The sequence below is a fragment of the Micromonospora alfalfae genome, assembly GCF_022230925.1.
GTDB classification, from domain to species: Bacteria; Actinomycetota; Actinomycetes; order Mycobacteriales; family Micromonosporaceae; genus Micromonospora; species Micromonospora alfalfae.
Genome location: NZ_JAKKFH010000001.1, coordinates 11,867 through 29,983, shown reverse-complemented (window position 1 = coordinate 29,983; position 18,117 = coordinate 11,867). Strand labels below are relative to the sequence as shown.

At 72.3% G+C, this 18,117-nt stretch carries 16 protein-coding genes; 9 read left to right on the top strand and 7 right to left on the bottom strand.

The window, feature by feature from the left end:
- Nucleotides 1-11 precede the first annotated feature (11 nt).
- A complete protein-coding gene (locus MED01_RS00120) occupies nucleotides 12-2,690 on the bottom strand; it encodes a LuxR C-terminal-related transcriptional regulator (protein WP_238666477.1) in 2,679 nt (892 codons plus the stop codon).
- A gap of 194 nt (nucleotides 2,691-2,884) precedes the next feature.
- Here MED01_RS00120 and MED01_RS00115 point away from each other — a divergent pair, with 194 nt between their 5' ends.
- The 9 genes from MED01_RS00115 (at nucleotide 2,885) to rdgB (ending at nucleotide 9,836) form a co-directional block, all read left to right on the top strand.
- Nucleotides 2,885-4,435, top strand: coding sequence for a P-loop NTPase family protein (locus tag MED01_RS00115; protein WP_238666476.1), 1,551 nt, complete (start codon nucleotides 2,885-2,887; stop codon nucleotides 4,433-4,435).
- Nucleotides 4,436-4,583: 148 nt separating this feature from the next.
- On the top strand, nucleotides 4,584-4,874 hold the full coding sequence (clpS, locus tag MED01_RS00110) for an ATP-dependent Clp protease adapter ClpS (protein ID WP_088946433.1): 291 nt from the start codon (nucleotides 4,584-4,586) through the stop codon (nucleotides 4,872-4,874).
- On the top strand, nucleotides 4,871-5,371 hold the full coding sequence (locus tag MED01_RS00105; RefSeq protein ID WP_210780952.1) for a DUF2017 domain-containing protein: 501 nt from the start codon (nucleotides 4,871-4,873) through the stop codon (nucleotides 5,369-5,371). The genes clpS and MED01_RS00105 overlap by 4 nt, the downstream gene beginning before the upstream one ends.
- Before the next feature lie 52 nt (nucleotides 5,372-5,423).
- Nucleotides 5,424-5,912, top strand: a complete 489-nt coding sequence (locus MED01_RS00100) for a M67 family metallopeptidase (RefSeq protein ID WP_308193375.1) — start codon at nucleotides 5,424-5,426, stop codon at nucleotides 5,910-5,912.
- Nucleotides 5,913-5,977: 65 nt separating this feature from the next.
- Nucleotides 5,978-6,379, top strand: a complete 402-nt coding sequence (locus tag MED01_RS00095) for a MoaD/ThiS family protein (RefSeq protein WP_238666475.1) — start codon at nucleotides 5,978-5,980, stop codon at nucleotides 6,377-6,379.
- Between the two features lie 11 nt (nucleotides 6,380-6,390).
- On the top strand, nucleotides 6,391-7,356 hold the full coding sequence (locus MED01_RS00090; RefSeq protein ID WP_238666474.1) for a PLP-dependent cysteine synthase family protein: 966 nt from the start codon (nucleotides 6,391-6,393) through the stop codon (nucleotides 7,354-7,356).
- A gap of 223 nt (nucleotides 7,357-7,579) precedes the next feature.
- Nucleotides 7,580-8,323 carry an MBL fold metallo-hydrolase gene (locus MED01_RS00085; RefSeq protein WP_238666473.1) on the top strand — a complete coding sequence of 248 codons (744 nt, stop codon included), beginning with the start codon at nucleotides 7,580-7,582 and terminating at the stop codon, nucleotides 8,321-8,323.
- 120 nt (nucleotides 8,324-8,443) lie between these two features.
- On the top strand, nucleotides 8,444-9,169 hold the full coding sequence (gene rph / locus MED01_RS00080) for a ribonuclease PH (RefSeq protein ID WP_238666472.1): 726 nt from the start codon (nucleotides 8,444-8,446) through the stop codon (nucleotides 9,167-9,169).
- A gap of 49 nt (nucleotides 9,170-9,218) precedes the next feature.
- Nucleotides 9,219-9,836, top strand: coding sequence for an RdgB/HAM1 family non-canonical purine NTP pyrophosphatase (gene rdgB, locus MED01_RS00075; protein WP_238666471.1), 618 nt, complete (start codon nucleotides 9,219-9,221; stop codon nucleotides 9,834-9,836).
- Nucleotides 9,837-9,898: 62 nt separating this feature from the next.
- Here the strand turns inward: rdgB and hutH are convergent, their stop codons facing one another.
- From hutH to MED01_RS00045, 6 genes are all read right to left on the bottom strand, one after another.
- Nucleotides 9,899-11,437 (bottom strand): histidine ammonia-lyase, encoded by a 1,539-nt coding sequence (hutH, locus tag MED01_RS00070; protein WP_238666470.1) that lies wholly within the window; start codon nucleotides 11,435-11,437, stop codon nucleotides 9,899-9,901.
- Complete coding sequence (gene hutI, locus MED01_RS00065) at nucleotides 11,434-12,621, bottom strand: imidazolonepropionase (RefSeq protein WP_238666469.1); 1,188 nt, start codon at nucleotides 12,619-12,621, stop codon at nucleotides 11,434-11,436. The genes hutH and hutI overlap by 4 nt, the downstream gene beginning before the upstream one ends.
- Complete coding sequence (locus tag MED01_RS00060) at nucleotides 12,618-13,979, bottom strand: formimidoylglutamate deiminase (RefSeq protein ID WP_238666468.1); 1,362 nt, start codon at nucleotides 13,977-13,979, stop codon at nucleotides 12,618-12,620. Before MED01_RS00060 ends, hutI begins: the two co-directional genes overlap by 4 nt.
- 292 nt (nucleotides 13,980-14,271) lie before the next feature.
- Nucleotides 14,272-15,474, bottom strand: coding sequence for an allantoate amidohydrolase (locus MED01_RS00055; RefSeq protein ID WP_238666467.1), 1,203 nt, complete (start codon nucleotides 15,472-15,474; stop codon nucleotides 14,272-14,274).
- The gene (gene hutU / locus MED01_RS00050; RefSeq protein WP_238666466.1) at nucleotides 15,471-17,129 is read right to left on the bottom strand and encodes a urocanate hydratase; all 1,659 of its coding nucleotides are present in this window, start codon (nucleotides 17,127-17,129) and stop codon (nucleotides 15,471-15,473) included. The genes MED01_RS00055 and hutU overlap by 4 nt, the downstream gene beginning before the upstream one ends.
- Nucleotides 17,130-17,146: 17 nt before the next feature.
- Nucleotides 17,147-17,998, bottom strand: a complete 852-nt coding sequence (locus MED01_RS00045) for a MurR/RpiR family transcriptional regulator (protein ID WP_238666465.1) — start codon at nucleotides 17,996-17,998, stop codon at nucleotides 17,147-17,149.
- Nucleotides 17,999-18,117: the final 119 nt, after the last annotated feature.

Below are 18,117 nucleotides of genomic sequence, written 5' to 3'. Positions count from 1 at the left end.
CAGCCTAAGGTTCAGCTCGGGTCGCCGCCGTCGTGGCCCGGGATCGAGCGCAGCGCCGCCCACAGTTCGGTCCGCCCGGTGACGCCGAGCTTGGCGTAGATCCGCTGGAGGTGGTTCTCCACCGTGCGCGCCGACAGGTAGAGCCGTTCGGCGATGGCCCGGCTGGGAGCGCCGTGCGCGGCGAGGCGCGCCACCTGCCACTCCCGCTCGGTGAGCACCGGCGCACCGGCCTGGAGCGCCGGCGTCCGGATCAGGTCACAGCGCCCGAGCAGCCCGGCGAGGCGCTCCCGGGCGTCGTTGGCGGCAGCCGGGTGCTCCCGGCGCAGCCGCTGGACGGCCTGGGAGGTGGCCTCGGCCGCGTACACGGTCAACTCCAGGGCGGCGTAGTCGTCGGCGACCGCGAGCAGATCGGTGGGGGAGTCGGTCACCGCGGCGCGGGCGTGACGGGCCAGCAGTGGCGGGAGCACCCCGTCGACCCGCTCGGAGAGCTCGGCGAGGCGCTGCGCGACGGTGCGTCGACCACCGTCGGAGCAGGTGGGGCCGACTGCCATGCCCGCCTGGTCGAGTCGGACGAGGTCGTGCAGGACATGCACCTCGTGCCCGGCGAAGCCATCCGAGCGCAGCCGGTCCACCAGGTCACCGAGGTGCTTGACAGCGCCAGGCAGGTCGCCCGAGGCGGCGAGCGCCGCGCCCCGGGCCTGATCCAGCCACGGGTAGAGCACCGCCATGCCCGGCGCGTGGGTGCGGTCGGCTTCGGCCATCGCCGCGACCGCCTGCGCGGCGTCACCGCGCAGCGCCGCCGCCTGGGCGCGTTCGGCTTGAGCCAGACCGGCGTAGACCCGACTCGTGGCCAGCACCGCGCAGGCGCCCAGGGAGGTACGCATGGCCGCGTCGCTCTGCCCGCGCAGCCGGGCCGCGTACGCCTGGAGGATGGCCAGGTAGCCGGTGCCGAGGCGGAAGTCGCCGGCACCGGCGAGGTCGGCGAACTCGTCGGCCACGATCGCGTCGATCCCGGCCAGGTCGCCGGTGAGCATGAGCCGGGTGCCTCGGGCCAGCTCCAGGGCCAACTGGAGGTACGGCATGTCGGTGCGCCAGTTCGCCGCGGCCGAGTGCACCTGGGCGATGGCCGTACCGCTGCGGGTCAGCTCGCCCTGCGCGGCCTGGACGTACGCGATGGTGGAACGGGCCAGCTCGCGGGCGGCGACGCCGGCCGCCGGCCGGTCCAGGACACGTCGGCTGAGCTGCACCGCGGTGTCAGTGTCCAGTCGGTGCAGGCGCATGATCGCCTCGAAGGCGTGCACCCGGGACCGGTCGGCGGAGTCGCTGAGCTGCTCGACCCGGCCTGCGATCTCCTCCACCGTGGACTCCTGGCTCAGCCCCCAGTAGCTGACCATGCCGCGTACGGTCAGCCAGCGGCAGAGTCGCCGCTCGTCGCCGGGCTCGGGGGTTACCGCGTCGAGGACGTCGATCGCCTCGTCGGGCCGGTCGGCGAACATCAGGATGGTGGCCAGCAACTCCGCCGCGTCGTAGCCGCCGTCGGCGTGCAGCGCGGCCCGCGCCAGGCGGGTCGCCAGCGGCACGTCGTAGCGGGTGAACGCCTGCACCGCGGCGTCCAGCAGCAGAGCCGGGTCCTGCGCGGTGCCCGAGTCGAGTCGCCAGACGGCCACCCGCAACAGGTCGTCGCGTCGGCGTTTGCCGACCTGTTCGAGCAGCTCGGCGAGGTGTGCCTGAAGCCGGCGGGTGCGGCTGACCGGGCACCGACGGCGCATCACCTCGCCGTAGAGCGGGTGCGCCAGCCTGACGTTGGTGCGCCGGTCGTGCTGAATGACGGTGATCAGCCCGCGTTCCTCGGCGGTCTCCACGTCCGACTGCTCGGCGGCCTGCCTGAGGAGGTGCAGGCCCAGTGGTTCGCCGAACGCGACCAGCTCGACGACCGCGCGGACGCCGTCGGTGAGCTTGCCGACCCGGGTGTCGATGAGGTCGGTCAGGTTGGGGGCCAGTTCCAGTCGCCCGGTCCACTTCCAGATCCCGTACGTGCGCTTCAACTCGGCGCTGCCGTTGGCGGCGTGCACCAGCTCGCGCAGCAGCAGCGGGTTGCCGGCCGACAGGCGGCCGAGCCGGTCGGCGGAGCCGGCGTCGACAGGGCCGCCCAGGATCGCGGCCAGCAGGTCGGTGGTCGCCTCCTGCGGCATCGGGGTCAGCTCGACGTGCTCGACGAGGTCGTCGGTCCAGAGTGCGCGGATCGGCAGCGGGATCTGCTCGCCGTCGCGCAGGGTGCCGAGGACTGTGGCGTTCTCGGCGCGGGCGACCAGATGCACAAGTGCGGCCGAGGGCGGATCGAGCAGGTGGGCATCGTCGATGGCGAGCACGATCCGTCGGCCGGCCGCCTGCTGTTGCAGCACGTTGAGCGCCCAGCGCAGGATGCCGGCGGGGGAGAGGCCCTGGGGCTGCTCGGCGGGGAGGACCTGGACCAGCCCACCGAATGGCAGCGCCGCGGTGGTGGCGCTGGCGGCGATGGACCAGATCGCGAACCGGTCGGTGGGCAACATGCCCACACCCTCGCGCAGCAGGCGACTCTTGCCGATGCCAGCGCTGCCACTGAAGAAGAGCCCGCGGCCGGCCTCACCGGTCACCGCCTCCAGCAGGCGGTTGAGCTCATCCGTGCGGCCGACGAACTCCCATCGACTCATTCGCGCAGCATATCGACCGGAATCCGTCCGCGCCCGTACCGTCACCGTGCGAAGTTGAGTAATCGCACAATTACCGGTGAGTATTCGAGGTGTTCCGCCCGGTCGCCAGCCCGCACGTAGTCTTCCGACATCCGGGTTTCGTACCGGAACTTTTCGCGACCGGACCTCTGGTCACCTGCAACGGGAGGCACCTGATGAAGCAGGGCCCTCTCCCCTCGGTCGATTCGCCGGACGACATGACCGGCCCAACTGATCTACCCACCTGCGGCCCCCTCCCCACTCGGGTCGGCGTGTCCGGCGCCGCCCCGGACGAGCCGCTCGGTGTGGTCGCCGTCGGCCCGGCCGGTGCCGAGCGGCGTGCCGTGCTCGCCACACTGCTCGGGCTCGACCCGGTCATGCTCACCGTGCCGGCGGGCAGCTGGTTGGTGGTACGCGACGCCAAGGTGCCCACCCGGGCGGCGTTCGTGCCCGGTTACCGCCAGCCGCACTCGTACGGCGCGGATCGGGATGCCGCCGGTCCGGCGTTGGCCCGCCCGCCCCGGCGTGTCGAGCTGAGCGTGCCCGAGCCGCTGCTGCGGCACTTCACCCTGATCGACGTTCCGGACACCGCCACCCTTGGCGTGTCCGGCACCCGGGTGCTGCTCGAAGCGGCGGGCCGAGCCGGCGCGCTGCTCTTCGTGATCGCTGCCGACCAGGCGTTCACCGCCGCCGAGTTGAACCTGCTCGCCGAAGTCGCCCCGACCTCGGTGGAGGTCGTCTTCGCGGTCACCCCCGGCGCGTCGGGGTGGGCTCCGCCGACCGACGGTACGGCGACTACGGAGGGCGCGGGGGCGTCCGTCCCGCCGGTCGTGGGTGCGGAGACCGAGGTGGATGCGGTAGCGGTGACGGTGGAGGCACATCGGGCGGCTCTCCTGGCCGCGGTGCCGGCGCTGGCCGGTGCGCGGTGGTTCCCGGTCGACGGTGCGGGCACCGCCTCCGATCTGCGGCGGGCGCTGGTGGGTTGGGCGTCGCGTGAGGGGTTGCGGCGGGCCAGCGTCGACCCGCCGGTCCTGCCGGGCCAGCAGGACCGCGTCGCCGTGGCCGCGGATCCGGGTGACTGGTCCGAGCGGCTCGACCGCCACGCCCGTTCGTGTGCGCAGCGGATCCGCCAGCACCTCGCCCTGGAGTTGGCGAACATCCACCTTCGGGCCGTTCAGGAGATCGTGTTCGGAGTCGGCTGTGCCGGCCTACCGGATCTCCTCGACCGGGAGATGGCGGCGTTGTCGTTGTTGGCCACCGCACAGTGCGATCAGGCGGTGCGCGGCATCATGACCGACGTCGCGTCCCAGGTGCTCGGCGCGCCGCCGGCCGAAGGCGTGCGCCGCCGGATCGCCCTCGCCGTGCAGTACGGCCTGTCCGATCACCGGCCCGGCCACGAACTGGACAAGGTGCTGTTGATCACCAGTACCGCCGGCGTGGCCGAGTTGACCGGCATGGAGGCGATCGACGCCGCCGCCAGCTATCCGGTGGCGTCCCGGGACGAGGTGCTCCCGCCGGTCGCGGTGGCGCTCTCCGGCGGGTGCTGGCAGCAGTGGCGTACGCCAGGCAACAGCGACCACAGCGCGGCGCGGGCCTGGTCCCAACGGGCGGTGCGCGAGGTCGAGTTGGGGTTGTCCAGGGAGATCTCCCGACGGTTCGAGGTGATCCGCCTCTCGCTGGGCGTGGTGCTCTCCGATGCAGTCGATCACGGCATTCTGCTCGCCTGACGGCGCGCCCACCGGTTGGTCCGGGTCCGTGCCGGACCCCACCTCCGATGGCGTCCGGGGTGGGTCGGGAGGGCCGGGGGTGGGTGATCCGCGCCGGGCCGGCGTTCCGGTTCCTCGGTTCCGGGAAACCGGTGGCACGATGGGGGGCATGGCGGCTCCGCAGGTTGCACCGGTCGAGACGCCGGACACTGACGAGGTGCCGGCGTCCGACCGGCAGTGGGTGACGATCGTGTGGGACGACCCGGTCAATCTGATGACGTACGTGACCTGGGTCTTCCAGAAGCTTTTCGGCTACAGCCGGGAGAGGGCCGAACAGCTGATGCTTGACGTGCACCACAAGGGCCGCGCCGTGGTCTCCACAGGTGCCCGCGAACGGATGGAGCACGACGCGTCGCAGCTGCACGCGTACGGGCTGTGGGCGACGGTGGACAGATCATGAGCATGTTCCATCGCCAGGCCGGTCACTACGTCGCCGTCTTCGCCGTCGACGAGGTGCGGGTGCTGCGCAAGGTCGCCTCCGAGGTGGTGGGTCTGCTCACCGACGGCTTCGACCACACCGACCCGGTGGTCGGTCGGCTCTTTCCGGCGGTCTACCCACAGGACGCTCCGGGCACTGCCGAGTTTCGCCGCTACACAGAGGGCGACCTGAAGACCGCGAAGATCGATCAGGCGGGTGCGATCCTGGCCGCGTTGCCGGACGAGGCCGGTGGCGAGGTGCGGCTGGACGCCGAGGCGGCCGAGGCGTGGTTGCGGGCACTGAACGACGCCCGGTTGGCGATGGGCGTCCGCCTGGAGATCAAGGACGGCACGGATCTGGGCGAGGAGTTGGACGACGCTGTCGCTGAGGACCCTGGTTCCAGCCGGGTGTTCCAGCTTTCGGTCTACGCCTATCTCGGGTATCTACAGGAGTCGCTGCTCAACGCCTTGATCGACTAGGGGTGACCGGCACCACTTCGGCCCGTGCCCCGCAGGCGTTAGGCTGGTGCACGTGCTGAGCATCGACCGGTCGATCATTGACGCGATCGTCGCCCACGCGCGCCGGGATCACCCTGACGAGGCGTGCGGCGTGGTCGCCGGTCCCGTCGGCAGCGACACCCCGACCCGGCACATCCCGATGGACAATGCCGCGCGGTCGATGACCTTCTACGAGTTCGACTCGATGGAGCACCTGCGCGTGTGGCGGGAGATGGACGACCGGGACGAGGAGCCCGTCGTCATCTACCACTCGCACACCGCCACCGAGGCGTACCCGTCGCGGACGGATGTCTCCTTCGCCGGTGAGCCGGGGGCGCACTACCTGCTCGTCTCGACCCGTGAGCCCGACTCGGAGGAGATCCGGTCGTTCCGGATCGTCGACGGCGTGGTCACCGAGGAGCCGGTCCGTGTCGTGGAGGCCGGTGTCGACCCGCACGCCGTCCAGTCCTACATGTTCGGGCAGAGCCCGGCGACGGTCGATTACGAGTGTTCCGACCGCTGACCTGTCAGCGCCGCAGCCATCTCGTCCCGTCACCGTAGGCACACCCGATCGAGGAGTTCCACATCATGGCCATTGAGGTTCGCATCCCCACCATCCTGCGCAGCTACACCGGCGGCGCCAAGGTCGTCGACGGCACTGGCGACACGCTCGCCGATCTGCTCACCGACCTGGATTCCCGGCACGGCGGTCTGCGCGGCCGGTTGATCACCGACGCGGGCACGCTGCACCGCTTCGTCAACGTCTACGTGAACGACGAGGACGTCCGCTTCCTCGGCGCGCTCGACGCGAAGCTCTCCGACGGCGACAGCGTCACCATCCTGCCGGCGGTGGCCGGCGGCGCGTTCGGCTTCGCCGCGGCAGCGGCGATCAGCTCGCACAGCGCGGCGGCGGCGGCGATCAGCTCGCACAACATCAGCCCGCAGAGTGCCGCCGACGCGGTGGCCCGCGACGCCGTCGCGGCTCGCTGAGGTCGGCCGCCATGGCGCGGTACGACAGCCTGCTCGACGCCTGCGGGGGTACGCCGCTGGTCGGCCTGCCCCGGCTCTCCCCGACGGTGCCCGACGGTGCCCCTCCGGTGCGGCTCTGGGCCAAGCTGGAGGATCGCAACCCCACCGGCAGCATCAAGGACCGCGCGGCGCTGTTCATGGTCCGGGCGGCGGAGGAGGCTGGCCGGCTCCGCCCGGGTGACACCATCCTTGAGCCGACGAGTGGCAACACCGGCATCTCGTTGGCAATGGTGGCGAAGCTGCGCGGCTACCGGGTGGTCTGCGTGATGCCGGAGAATGTCTCCACCGAGCGGGTGCAACTGCTCCGGATGTACGGGGCCGAGATCATCTTCTCGCCGGCGGCGGGTGGTTCCAACCAGGCGGTCGCCACGGCGAAGCAGATCGCCGTCGAGCACCCGGACTGGGTGATGCTCTACCAGTACGGCAACGAGGCCAACGCCCGGGCGCACTACGAGACGACCGGGCCGGAGCTGCTGCACGACCTGCCCAGCATCACGCACTTCGTGGCCGGGCTGGGCACCACCGGCACCCTGATGGGCACCGGGCGTTACCTGCGGGAAAAGGTCGAGGGCATCCAGATCGTGGCCGCCGAGCCGCGTTACGGCGAGTTGGTCTACGGCCTGCGCAACATCGACGAGGGGTACGTTCCGGAGCTCTACGACGCCTCGGTGCTTTCCCGGCGGTTCTCGGTGGGCACCCGGGACGCGGTGTTGCGCACCCGCCAGCTGGTGGAGGTGGAGGGCATCTTCGCCGGGTTCTCCACCGGTGCGATCCTGCACGCCGCGCTGGCGGTGGCGCACGAGGCGGTGCGCGACGGCCGGCGGGCCGATGTGGCCTTCGTGGTCTGCGACGGCGGGTGGAAGTACCTGTCCACCGGCGCGTACGGCGGCACGCTCGCCGATGCCGAGGACGCCCTGGAGGGGCAACTCTGGGCCTGACCGATCTGGTCTGCCGATTACGGGCCGTCGACATTCGTCGACGGCCCGCGCGCTTCCCGACGGACCGCGAGCGGGTGTCACGTTCGTGACAACTTCCGTTGGATGATTCTTGCTGCCGGGTGCGCCAGCGTAGGCTGCGCAGCGTGGCGTACGCGTCGGTAGAGATCATGGCCGGGACCGTCACCGGCGCGGGTGCTACTGATAGTGACAGCGAGACCACTCGATGCGACTGACAGTTCTGGGAAGCGCCGGCAGTTTCCCTGGCCCCGAGTCGCCCTGCTCGGCTTACCTCGTCGAGGCCGACGGCTTCCGGCTCCTGGTCGACTTCGGCTCGGGGTCGCTGTCAAGCCTCCAGCGGTACGCGGGGTTGCACGCCCCGGACGCCATCCTGCTGACCCATCTGCACTGTGACCACATGTTCGACGCCGTGCTGTACGTGGTGGTGCGCCGGTACGCCCCGGACGGCCCCTACCCGCCGCTGCCGGTGTACGCGCCCGCCGGCGCGCCGGACCGGCTCAGCGCCGCGTACGGCGACGACGGCTCGGTGGAGGACGTGTACCAGTTCTACGCGCTCCAGCCGGGCACCTTTCCGATCGGGCCGTTCGCCGTCACCGTCGACCGGGTCAACCATCCGGTCGAGACGTACGGTGTGCGGCTGGAGCACGACGGCCGTTCGCTGTGCTACTCGTCGGACACCGCGCCCTGTGAGGCGCTGCTGCGGCTGGCCCAGAACGCCGACGTGTTCCTCTGCGAGGCCAGTTACCTCGACGGCATGGACAACCCGCCGGATCTGCACCTGACCGGTCGGGAGGCCGGCGAGGCGGCGACCAAGGCCGCTGTGGGTCGGCTGCTGCTCACCCACCTGGTGCCGGCCTGGGGCAGCGAGGCGCACACGTTGGAGTCGGCCGCTTCCGCGTACGCCGGGCCGCTCGAGGTGGTCCGGCCCGGCGCCAGCTACGACGTCTGACGCAGCACGCCCGGTTCGCGAGGCCGGGCCACCGTCGCCGCTTGCTCGGTGTGCAACGGCGCGGGCGTTCCCCGGGGCACCGCGGGTGAGGTGGATCGCCGCACCGCATAGGGTGCAGGCATGGCGCGACCTGACGGGCGAGGGCCCTCTCAACTTCGACCGGTGACAGTGACCCGAGGCTGGAGCACCCATCCGGAGGGCTCGGTGCTCGTCGAGTTCGGCGGCACCCGGGTGCTCTGCACGGCGAGCGTCACCGAGGGGGTGCCCCGCTGGCGTAAGGGCTCCGGGCTCGGCTGGGTGACCGCCGAGTACGCGATGCTGCCCCGGGCCACGAACACCCGTTCCGACCGGGAAAGCGTCAAGGGTCGGGTCGGTGGCCGTACCCACGAGATCTCCCGGTTGATCGGCCGTAGTCTGCGGGCCAGCATCGACCTGAAGGCGCTCGGCGAGAACTCGATAGTGCTCGACTGCGACGTGCTCCAGGCCGACGGCGGCACCCGCACGGCAGCGATCACCGGCGCGTACGTCGCGTTGCACGACGCGGTGGGCTGGCTTGCCGCCCGCAAGTCGTTGGCCGGTAAGCCGGAGAAGGTGATGCACCGCTCGGTGGCGGCGGTCAGCGTGGGGATCATCGCCGGGGAGGCCCGGCTCGACCTCTGCTACGAGGAGGACGTCGCCGCCGAGGTCGACATGAACGTTGTCTGCACCGGCACTGGCGACTTCGTCGAGGTGCAGGGCACCGGCGAGGCGGGCGTGTTCGCCCGCGACCAGCTCGACGCCCTGCTCGACCTGGCCGTCGCCGGCTGCGCCGAGTTGGCCGAAGCCCAGCGGAAGGCTCTCGCGTGAGCACGAGGAAGCCTGCGAGCCCCGCAGTCGCGAACAAAGGTGTCTCAGCATGAACAAGGTCCTGCTCGCCACCCGTAACCGCAAGAAGCTGGTCGAGCTACAGCGGATTCTTGACGGCGCACTCGGCGCGCACCGGATCGCCCTGCTCGGGCTGGACGACGTCGAGCAGTACGCGGAGCTGCCGGAGACCGGCCTGACCTTCGGCGAGAACGCGCTGATCAAGGCGCGGGAGGGCTGCCGGCAGAGCGGGCTGCCGACCATCGCTGACGACTCCGGGCTCGCTGTCGACGCGCTCAACGGCATGCCGGGGGTGTTCAGCGCCCGCTGGTCCGGCCAGCACGGCGACGACCGGGCCAACCTTCAGTTGGTGCTGGACCAGATCGGCGACGTTCCGGACGGGCAGCGGGCCGCCTCGTTCGTCTGCACTGTGGCGTTGGTGCTGCCCGGCGGCAAGGAGCACCTGGTCGACGGCCGGCAGTCCGGGCGGGTGCTGCGGGCGCCGCGCGGTGACGGCGGGTTCGGCTACGACCCGATCTTCCTGGGCGACGGACAGGACCGGACCAACGCCGAGCTGACCCCGGCGGAGAAGGACGCCATCAGTCACCGGGGCAAGGCGTTGCGCGAACTGGCCAAACTGATCGCCAAGGTGCTGCCGCCCGCCGTTTGACGGGCGCGAGGTGCTGCCGCCCGCCGCCTGACCCGCGGCGGACGACAGCGACCCGCTGGAGATCAGCCCAGCGGGCCGACCTCCTGTTCGATGGCGGCGCGCAACTCCGGTCCGGCGACGACGGCACGGGCCGCCTCCATCACCGGGGCGAGGAACACGTCCGGGCCGGGCTCGCCGGCTGCCGCACCGAGCGCGGCGACGGCCGCCCGACCGGCCGGGGACGGCTCCAGCGGGGCGCGCAGCTGGAGGCCGCGTACCCCGGCCAGCAGCTCCACGGCGAGCAGGCTGGTCAGGTTGTCCAGGACGGTGCGCAGCTTCTTGGCCGCCGCCCAGCCCATCGACACGTGGTCCTCCTGCATTCCGCTGGTGGGCAGCGAGTCCACCGAGGCGGGGGCGGCCAGTCGACGGTTCTCGGCGACGATCCCGGCCGCCGTGTACTGGGCGATCATCAGCCCGGAGTTGACCCCGGCGTCGGGGGAGAGGAACGCCGGCAGTTCCCGGGAGCGGGTGACGTCGAGCAGCCGGTCCACCCGCCGCTCGGCGATCGCGCCCACCTCGGCGGCGGCGATGGCGAGGAAGTCCGCGGCGAAGCCGAGCGGTGCGCCGTGGAAGTTTCCTGTCGACTCGACCCGGCCGTCCGGCAGCACCACCGGGTTGTCCACCACTGACACCAGCTCCCGGCCGGCGACGGTGCGGACGAAGTCCAGGGTGTCGCGGGCCGCGCCGGCCACCTGCGGCGCGCAGCGCATCGAGTACGCGTCCTGCACGGCGTGCGCCAGGTCGTCGCGGTGCGAGTCCATCACCCGGGAGTCCTGCAACAGGCGGTGGATGTTCGCCGCCGACGCCGCCTGACCGGGGTGTGGTCGGATCGCGTGCAGCTCGGGCAGGAACGGCCGCTCCGAGCCGAGCATCGCCTCGATGGCCAGCGCTGCCGTCACGTCGGCCATGGCGAACAGGTGCGCCGCGTCGTGGATGGCCAGCAGCAGCATGCCGAGCATGCCGTCGGTGCCGTTGATCAGGGCCAGCCCCTCCTTGGCGGCCAGCTCGATCGGCTTGAGCCCGGCGGCTGTCAACGCGTCTGCCGCGTCCTGCCGCTCACCGGCGGGGCCGAGCACCCAGCCCTCGCCGAGCAGCACCAGCGCGCAGTGCGCCAGCGGCGCCAGGTCACCGGAGGCGCCCAGCGAGCCGTGCTCCGGCACCCAGGGGGTGATGTCGTGGTTGAGCAGGTCGACAAGGGCTTCCGCCACCAGCGGCCGGACCCCGGATCGGCCCAGGGCGAGGGACCGGACCCGCAGCAGCATCATGGCCCGGACCACCTCGCGCGGCATCGGGGCGCCCACCCCGGCGGCGTGCGAGCGGATCAGCGCGTGTTGCAGCTCGGCCCGTCGCTCCGGTGCGATGAAGGTGTTGGCCAACGCGCCGAACCCGGTGGAGACCCCGTAGACGGGACGGCCCGACGACTCGATGCCGTCCACGATGGCCCTGCTGGTCGCCATCGCGTCGATGGTGGCCGGGGCGAGGACGACAGTGGCGGTGCCGCGGGCCACCGCGAACACGTCGTCGGCGGAGATCCCGGTGGGCTGGATGGTCACGTGCGTCATTGCGGAACTCCGTTGCGTATTACCTGGCGGATCAGGGGGACACCGGGCCGGTAGGCAAGGTGCAGGTGTGACGGCGCGTCGAGGATGACGAGGTCGGCCCGCGCGCCGGGGGTGAGGACACCGATGTCGTCGCGGCGCAGCGCCCGCGCGCCACCGGCGGTGGCGGCCCAGACCGCCTCCGCCGGTGTCATCCGCATCTCGCGGACCGCGAGGGCCACGCAGAACGGCATCGACGAGGTGTACGACGAACCGGGGTTGCAGTCCGTCGCCAGCGCCACAGTGACACCGGCGTCGAGCAGCCGACGGGCGTCCGGGTAGGGCGAGCGGGTGGAGAACTCCGCGCCGGGCAGCAGCGTCGCCACGGTGCGGGTGCCCGACCCGTCGCTGTGGGCAGTGTCGGCCAGCGCGGCCACGTCGGCGTCGCTCAGGTGGGTGCAGTGGTCGACGCTGGCCGCGTCCAGCTCCACGCCCAACCGCACCCCGGGGCCGGGGCCGAGCTGGTTGGCGTGCAGCCGTACGCCCAGCCCGGCGGCCCGGCCGCAGGCCAGGATGGCGCGGGCGTGGTCCACGTCGAAGGCGCCCCGCTCGCAGAACACGTCGATCCACTTCGCGTACGGAGCGGCGGCGGCCAGCATCGGCCCGCAGACCAGTCCCACGTAGTCGTCGGGGCGGTCGGCGTACTCGGCGGGCACCACGTGCGCGCCCAGGAAGGTGGTCTCGGTGCTGGTCTCGGCGGCGATCCGCAGTGAGCGGGCCTCGTCGGCGACGGTCAGGCCGTACCCACTCTTGATCTCCATGGTCGTGGTGCCCTGGCGCAGCGCCTCCCCACGCAGCCGGCGCACTGTGGCGCGCAGCTGTTCGTCCGTGGCGGCCCGGGTGGCACCGACTGTGGTCCGGATGCCGCCGCCGGTGTAGGGCTGACCAGCCATCCGGGCGGCGAACTCGGCGGCCCGATCCCCGGCGAAGACGAGGTGGGCGTGGCTGTCCACGAAACCGGGCAGCACGGCCGCCCCACCGGCGTCGATGTGATGGTCGGCGGCCGGCGCGTACGCGGACTGCCCGACCCAGACCACCCGGCCCTCCTCGACCAGCAGTGCGGCGTTGCGACGGATGCCGAGCGGGCCTTCGCCGGCACCGTTGGTGACCAGCTCCCCGATGTTGTCGACAAGCAGGCTGCCGCTCATGCGGGTGTCACCGCCTCGATCGCTGACGACAGTTCGGTCGGCACGTCGACGGTCAGGTGTCGGCCCTCGGCCACCACCACCCGGCCGTCCACCACCACCTGCTCGACGTCCGCCCCGCTCGCGGCGAAGAACACGCCCACCGGCGGCACCCCGGCGGTGCGGGCGCTGTCCAGGCGTACCGTCACCAGGTCGGCGCGGGCACCCACCGAGATCCTCCCGGCGTCGGCCCAGCCCAGCGCGGCGTGCCCGGCGACGCTGGCGGCGGTCAGCAGGTCGAGCGGCGCGAAGTGACCGCGACGGCGGGTGCGCAGCCGCTCGTCCAGCTCGACCGCCCGAGCCTCCTCGAACAGGTCGATCACGGCGTGGCTGTCGCTGCCGAGGCTCAACCGGATGCCCGCGTCGGCCATCAGCCGGGCGGGGCCGATGCCGTCGGCGAGGTCCCGTTCGGTGGTCGGGCAGAGGCACACCCCGGTCCGGCTGTCGGCGAGCAGTGACAGGTCCGCGCTGGTGGGGTGGGTGGCGTGGACGGCGGTGGTGTTCGGCCCGAGCACGCCGTGCTCGTTGAGCAGCGCGGTGGGGGAGCGCCCGTGCACGGCCCGGCACTCGTCGTTCTCGGCTGGCTGCTCGGAGAGGTGCACGTGCAGCGGCGCCTGCCGCTCCCGGGCCCAGTCGGCGACAGTGCGTAGCTGATCGGCCGGGACGGCCCGCACCGAGTGCACCGCCGCGCCGACCCGGACGTGCGGGTCCGTCGGTTGCAGCGCTGCCGCCCGCTCGGCCCAGCGGCCCGCGTCACCGTCACCGAAGCGGCGCTGCGGCCCGGCCAGGGGCCGACCGTCCACACTGGAGGTCAGGTAGCAGGTGTCCAGCAGTGTGAGCCGGATCCCGGCGTGCGCGGCGGCCTCCACCAGCGCCGCGCCCATCGCGTTCGGGTCGTCGTACGCGCCGCCGTCCGGTCGGTGGTGCAGGTAGTGGAACTCGCCCACGCAGGTGATCCCGGCGAGCGCCATCTCGGCGTAGACGGCCCGGGCCAGCGCGAGGTAGGTGTCCGGGTCCAACCGGTCCGCGACGGCGTACATCTGGTCCCGCCAGGTCCAGAAGTCACCCCGCCCACCGTGGGTACGCCCGCGCAGCGCCCTGTGGAAGGCGTGCGAGTGCACATCGGACAGGCCCGGCAGGGTGAGGCCTGGCAGTGGCACCGCGTCGGCGTACACCTCGACCCCGGCCGGTGGCCTGCTGCCGGGGGTCAGCGGCGTCACCGCCGTGATCCGGCGGTCCTCGACCTCGATCAGCACGTCGGGGGTGGGCTCGGCGTGCTCGGGCAGCCACGCGTACTCGGCCAGCCAGCGGGTGGTGGTCATGCCGCTCGCCTCCTTTGGAGCTGAATCGTCTGCGACATCAACGGCCGGGGTGACATCAGCCGCCGGGTTGACATCAGCCGCCGAGTTGACACCCGCGGCCGGGTTGACACCCGCGGCCGGGTTGACACCCGCGGCCGGGGTGACGCCGACAGTTGGGGCTCACCGGCTGATTCGTTTACGACATCAGCTCCAAAGGACGACAACAGGAGATGCCGCACCTCGCCACGCCGGAGACCCCGCACCCACCGGCGCCGCAACTCCGTGCCGTCCGAGGAGCGGCTCGCCACCCCGTTCACCGGCATGTCAGCTCCTCCAGCACCCGGGCCAGCGCCCGTACCCCGGCGGCGCAGTCGTCGTCGGTGGCGGCCTCGGCGGGGGAGTGCGAGACACCGGTCGGGTTGCGCACGAAGAGCATCGCGGTGGGCAGGTACGCGGCGAGCACTCCGGCATCGTGCCCCGCCCCGGTGGGCAGCACCGGCGCGTCGAGCAGTGTGGCCAGGCGGTTGGCCAGCCCGCTGTCGAAGGCGACCACCGGGGTGGCCGACTCCTCGGTGACCGTCACCGTCGTACCGTCGCGGCGGGCCCGCTCGGCGAGCTTGGCGCGTACCGCGTCGACGAGCCCGGTCAGCGTCTCCGGGTCGGCCGCCCGGGCGTCCAGCCAGCCGGTCACCTTCGACGGGATCGCGTTAGTGGCGTTGGGTTCGACGGCGACCCGGCCCACAGTGGCGTGCGCGCCGCGCAGCCGGGCCTCCTTGTTCGCCGCCAGCACAGTGAACGCGTAGGTCAGCATCGGGTCGCGGCGGTCCGCCATCCGGGTGGTGCCCGCGTGGTTGCCCTCGCCGACGACGTCGAAGCGCCACCGGCCGTGCGGCCAGATCGCGCTGGCCACGGCGACCGGCGCGTCGGTGTCGACGAGCGCGCGACCCTGCTCGACGTGCAACTCCACGAAGGCGCCGAACCGGCGCAGCAACTCCGGGCGGGCGCCCGCCGGCCGGTCACCGAGCGCCTCGGCGAAGCTCACCCCGGCCGCGTCGCGCAGGCCGGCCGCACGTTCGGCCGACAGCGCCCCGGTGAGCAGCCGCGACCCCAGACACGGTACGCCGAAGCGCGCCCCCTCCTCCTCGACGAAGGCACCCAGCACCAGCGGCCGGCCGGGGGTGACGCCCGCGGCGCGCAGCTCGTCCACGGCGAGGAACGCGCTCACGATGCCGAGCGGCCCGTCGTACGCCCCGCCGTGCGGCACCGAGTCGAAGTGACTGCCGGTGAGCACCGCGTCGGACGCTCCCGGGTCACCCCATTGGGCGAAGAGGTTGCCGTTGCCGTCCTCGGTGACCGGCATGGCACGGCGCTCGGCCTGCGCCCGGAACCAGGCGCGCAGCTCCCGCTCCGGCTCGGTCAACGCGTACCGCAGATAGCCGCCGCTGCCGGCGTCCCGTCCGACCGGCGCGATCTCGTCCCACAGCGCCCGGAACCGGGCGGAAAGGTCGTCGGTCACGCGGGTCCGCCCTCGGTCATGGGCACCCGGACGCCGGTGCGGTCGGCGACCTCGCGGGCGCTCTCGTAGCCGGCGTCGACGTGCCGGATGACGCCCATCGCCGGGTCGTTGGTGAGCACCCGCTCGATCTTCTGACCGGCGAGGGCGGTGCCGTCGGCCACACACACCTGCCCGGCGTGGATCGACCGGCCGATGCCCACCCCGCCGCCGTGGTGAATGGACACCCAGGAAGCCCCACTGGCCGTGTTGACCAGGGCGTTGAGCAGCGGCCAGTCGGCGATGGCGTCGGAGCCGTCGGCCATCCCCTCGGTCTCCCGGTACGGGCTCGCGACGCTGCCGGTGTCCAGGTGGTCCCGGCCGATCACCACCGGGGCGGAGAGTTCGCCGGAGGCGACCATGTCGTTGAACCGCACGCCCGCCCGGTCCCGTTCGCCCTGACCGAGCCAGCAGATCCGGGCCGGCAGGCCCTGGAAGGCGACCCGCTCACCGGCCAGCTTGATCCAACGGGCCAGCGACTCGTTCTCCGGGAACAGGTCGAGGATGGCCCGGTCGGTGGCCGCGATGTCGGCCGGGTCGCCGGAGAGCGCCGCCCACCGGAACGGACCCCTGCCCTCACAGAACAACGGCCGGATGTACGCGGGCACGAAGCCCGGGAAGTCGAAGGCGCGCTGATAACCGCCGAGCTGCGCCTCACCCCGGATCGAGTTGCCGTAGTCGAACACCTCGGCGCCCGCGTCGAGGAAGCCGACCATCGCCTCGACGTGCGTCGCCATCGACGCGCGGGCCCGGTCGGTGAACTCGGCCGGCTTCGCGGCGGCGTAGTCCCGGGCCTCGGCCAGCTCCACCCCCACCGGCAGGTACGCGAGTGGGTCGTGCGCGCTGGTCTGGTCGGTCACGATGTCGATCTCGACGCCCCGGTTCAGCAACTCCGGGAAGACCTCGGCGGCGTTGCCGACCACGCCCACGCTCAGCGCCCGGCGCTCCCGTTTCGCGGCGCGGACCCGAGCGATCGCGTCGTCCAGGGAGTCGGCGACCTCATCCAGGTAGCGGTCGTGCACCCGACGGTCGAGCCGGGTGCGGTCCACGTCCACGATCAGGCAGACGCCGCCGTTCATCGTGACCGCGAGTGGCTGCGCGCCACCCATCCCGCCGCAGCCGGCGGTCAGCGTCAGCGTGCCGGCGAGGGTGCTCCCGAACCTCTTCGCGGCCACCGCCGCGAACGTCTCGTAGGTGCCCTGGAGGATGCCCTGGGTGCCGATGTAGATCCACGAACCGGCAGTCATCTGCCCGTACATGGTCAGGCCGAGCTGTTCGAGGCGGCGGAACTCCGGCCAGGTCGCCCAGTCGCCGACCAGGTTCGAGTTGGCCAGCAGCACCCGGGGCGCCCACTCGTGGGTGCGCATCACCCCGACCGGGCGGCCCGACTGCACCAGCATCGTCTCGTCCTCGCGCAGGTCGGTCAGTGTGCGGACCAACGCGTGGTACGACGGCCAGTCCCGCGCCGCCTTGCCGGTGCCGCCGTAGACCACCAGGTCGTCGGGGCGTTCGGCCACCTCGGGGTCGAGGTTGTTCATCAACATCCGCAGGGCGCCCTCCTGCTGCCACCCGCGGGTGGTGAGCTGGCTGCCCCGTGCGGCACGAATGGGTTGCGTCATCTCTGGTTCTCCTCCGGTCAACCGAGGAACAACTGTCGGCGGGCCGCGGAGGCTTCGAACGCCTCCAGTCGGCGCTGGGTGTCGGCCGGCGTGGCGTCGCAGATCGCCTGCAACAGCACCATGGCCAGGGTCATCGGGGCGGTGTGCAGGTCGAAGACGAGGTGCGCGCCGACCGCGGCGGCGAGCACCACGTCGGCGTGCTCGGTGGCCGGGCTGACCGGCGAGTCGGTGATCGCCACAACTGTCAACCCGGCGTGGCGGGCGTCGCGCAGCGCGTCGAGGGTTTCCCGGGGGTAGCGGGGCAGCACGAAGGCCAGGACGGCGGACGCCCCGGCCTCGGCCGCCTGCTCCAGGCGGTCGGTGAGCAGGCTGCCGCCGTCGTCGAGGACCCGTACGTCCGGGTGCACCTTCGCCGCGAAGTAGGCGAAGTACGCGGCCAGCGGCGCGGCGGCGCGCAGGCCGAGCACCGGCAGTGGGCGACTCTCGGCGAGCAGGCGCCCCGTCTCGGCGATCCGGTCCCGGTCGGCGAGCTGACCGGCCAGTCGGTCCAGGTTGCCCATCTCCGCGCGTACCGCCTGCTGGAGTTCGTTGCCGGCGTCCGTCGATCCGCCCGGAGTCGAGCCGGTGAGGTCCCGCAGCCGGCGGCGCAGCGCCGGGTAGCCGTCGTGGCCGAGCGCGACGGCGAACCGGGTGACCGACGGCTGACTCACGCCGGCCAGTTCGGCGACCTCGGCGGCGGACAGGTACGCCACGCGGGGGGCGTGCTGCACCAGACAGTGCGCGATTCGGCGCTGGGTGGGGGTGAGCCGCACCCCTTGGAACAGGTCGAGCACCCGGTCAGCGGGTGCCGCGACAGCTCCTTCATTCATGAGCTGACTCTATGCATAGAAACTTTCATAGACAACCACCTCGGGTCACCCCCCGCCCCCCGTTCAGCCGCCGTGACTCGTAACATGCGGGCGGCCAGCGTGATCAGGATCGCGTCACC

Coding starts and splice junctions, on each gene's coding strand:
- MED01_RS00120 (WP_238666477.1), bottom strand. CDS start 2,690: ATGAGTCGATGGGAGTTCGTCGGCCGCACGGATGAGCTCAACCGCCTG.
- MED01_RS00115 (WP_238666476.1), top strand. CDS start 2,885: ATGAAGCAGGGCCCTCTCCCCTCGGTCGATTCGCCGGACGACATGACC.
- clpS (WP_088946433.1), top strand. CDS start 4,584: ATGGCGGCTCCGCAGGTTGCACCGGTCGAGACGCCGGACACTGACGAG.
- MED01_RS00105 (WP_210780952.1), top strand. CDS start 4,871: ATGAGCATGTTCCATCGCCAGGCCGGTCACTACGTCGCCGTCTTCGCC.
- MED01_RS00095 (WP_238666475.1), top strand. CDS start 5,978: ATGGCCATTGAGGTTCGCATCCCCACCATCCTGCGCAGCTACACCGGC.
- MED01_RS00090 (WP_238666474.1), top strand. CDS start 6,391: ATGGCGCGGTACGACAGCCTGCTCGACGCCTGCGGGGGTACGCCGCTG.
- MED01_RS00085 (WP_238666473.1), top strand. CDS start 7,580: ATGCGACTGACAGTTCTGGGAAGCGCCGGCAGTTTCCCTGGCCCCGAG.
- rph (WP_238666472.1), top strand. CDS start 8,444: ATGGCGCGACCTGACGGGCGAGGGCCCTCTCAACTTCGACCGGTGACA.
- rdgB (WP_238666471.1), top strand. CDS start 9,219: ATGAACAAGGTCCTGCTCGCCACCCGTAACCGCAAGAAGCTGGTCGAG.
- hutH (WP_238666470.1), bottom strand. CDS start 11,437: ATGACGCACGTGACCATCCAGCCCACCGGGATCTCCGCCGACGACGTG.
- hutI (WP_238666469.1), bottom strand. CDS start 12,621: ATGAGCGGCAGCCTGCTTGTCGACAACATCGGGGAGCTGGTCACCAAC.
- MED01_RS00060 (WP_238666468.1), bottom strand. CDS start 13,979: ATGACCACCACCCGCTGGCTGGCCGAGTACGCGTGGCTGCCCGAGCAC.
- hutU (WP_238666466.1), bottom strand. CDS start 17,129: ATGACGCAACCCATTCGTGCCGCACGGGGCAGCCAGCTCACCACCCGC.
- MED01_RS00045 (WP_238666465.1), bottom strand. CDS start 17,998: ATGAATGAAGGAGCTGTCGCGGCACCCGCTGACCGGGTGCTCGACCTG.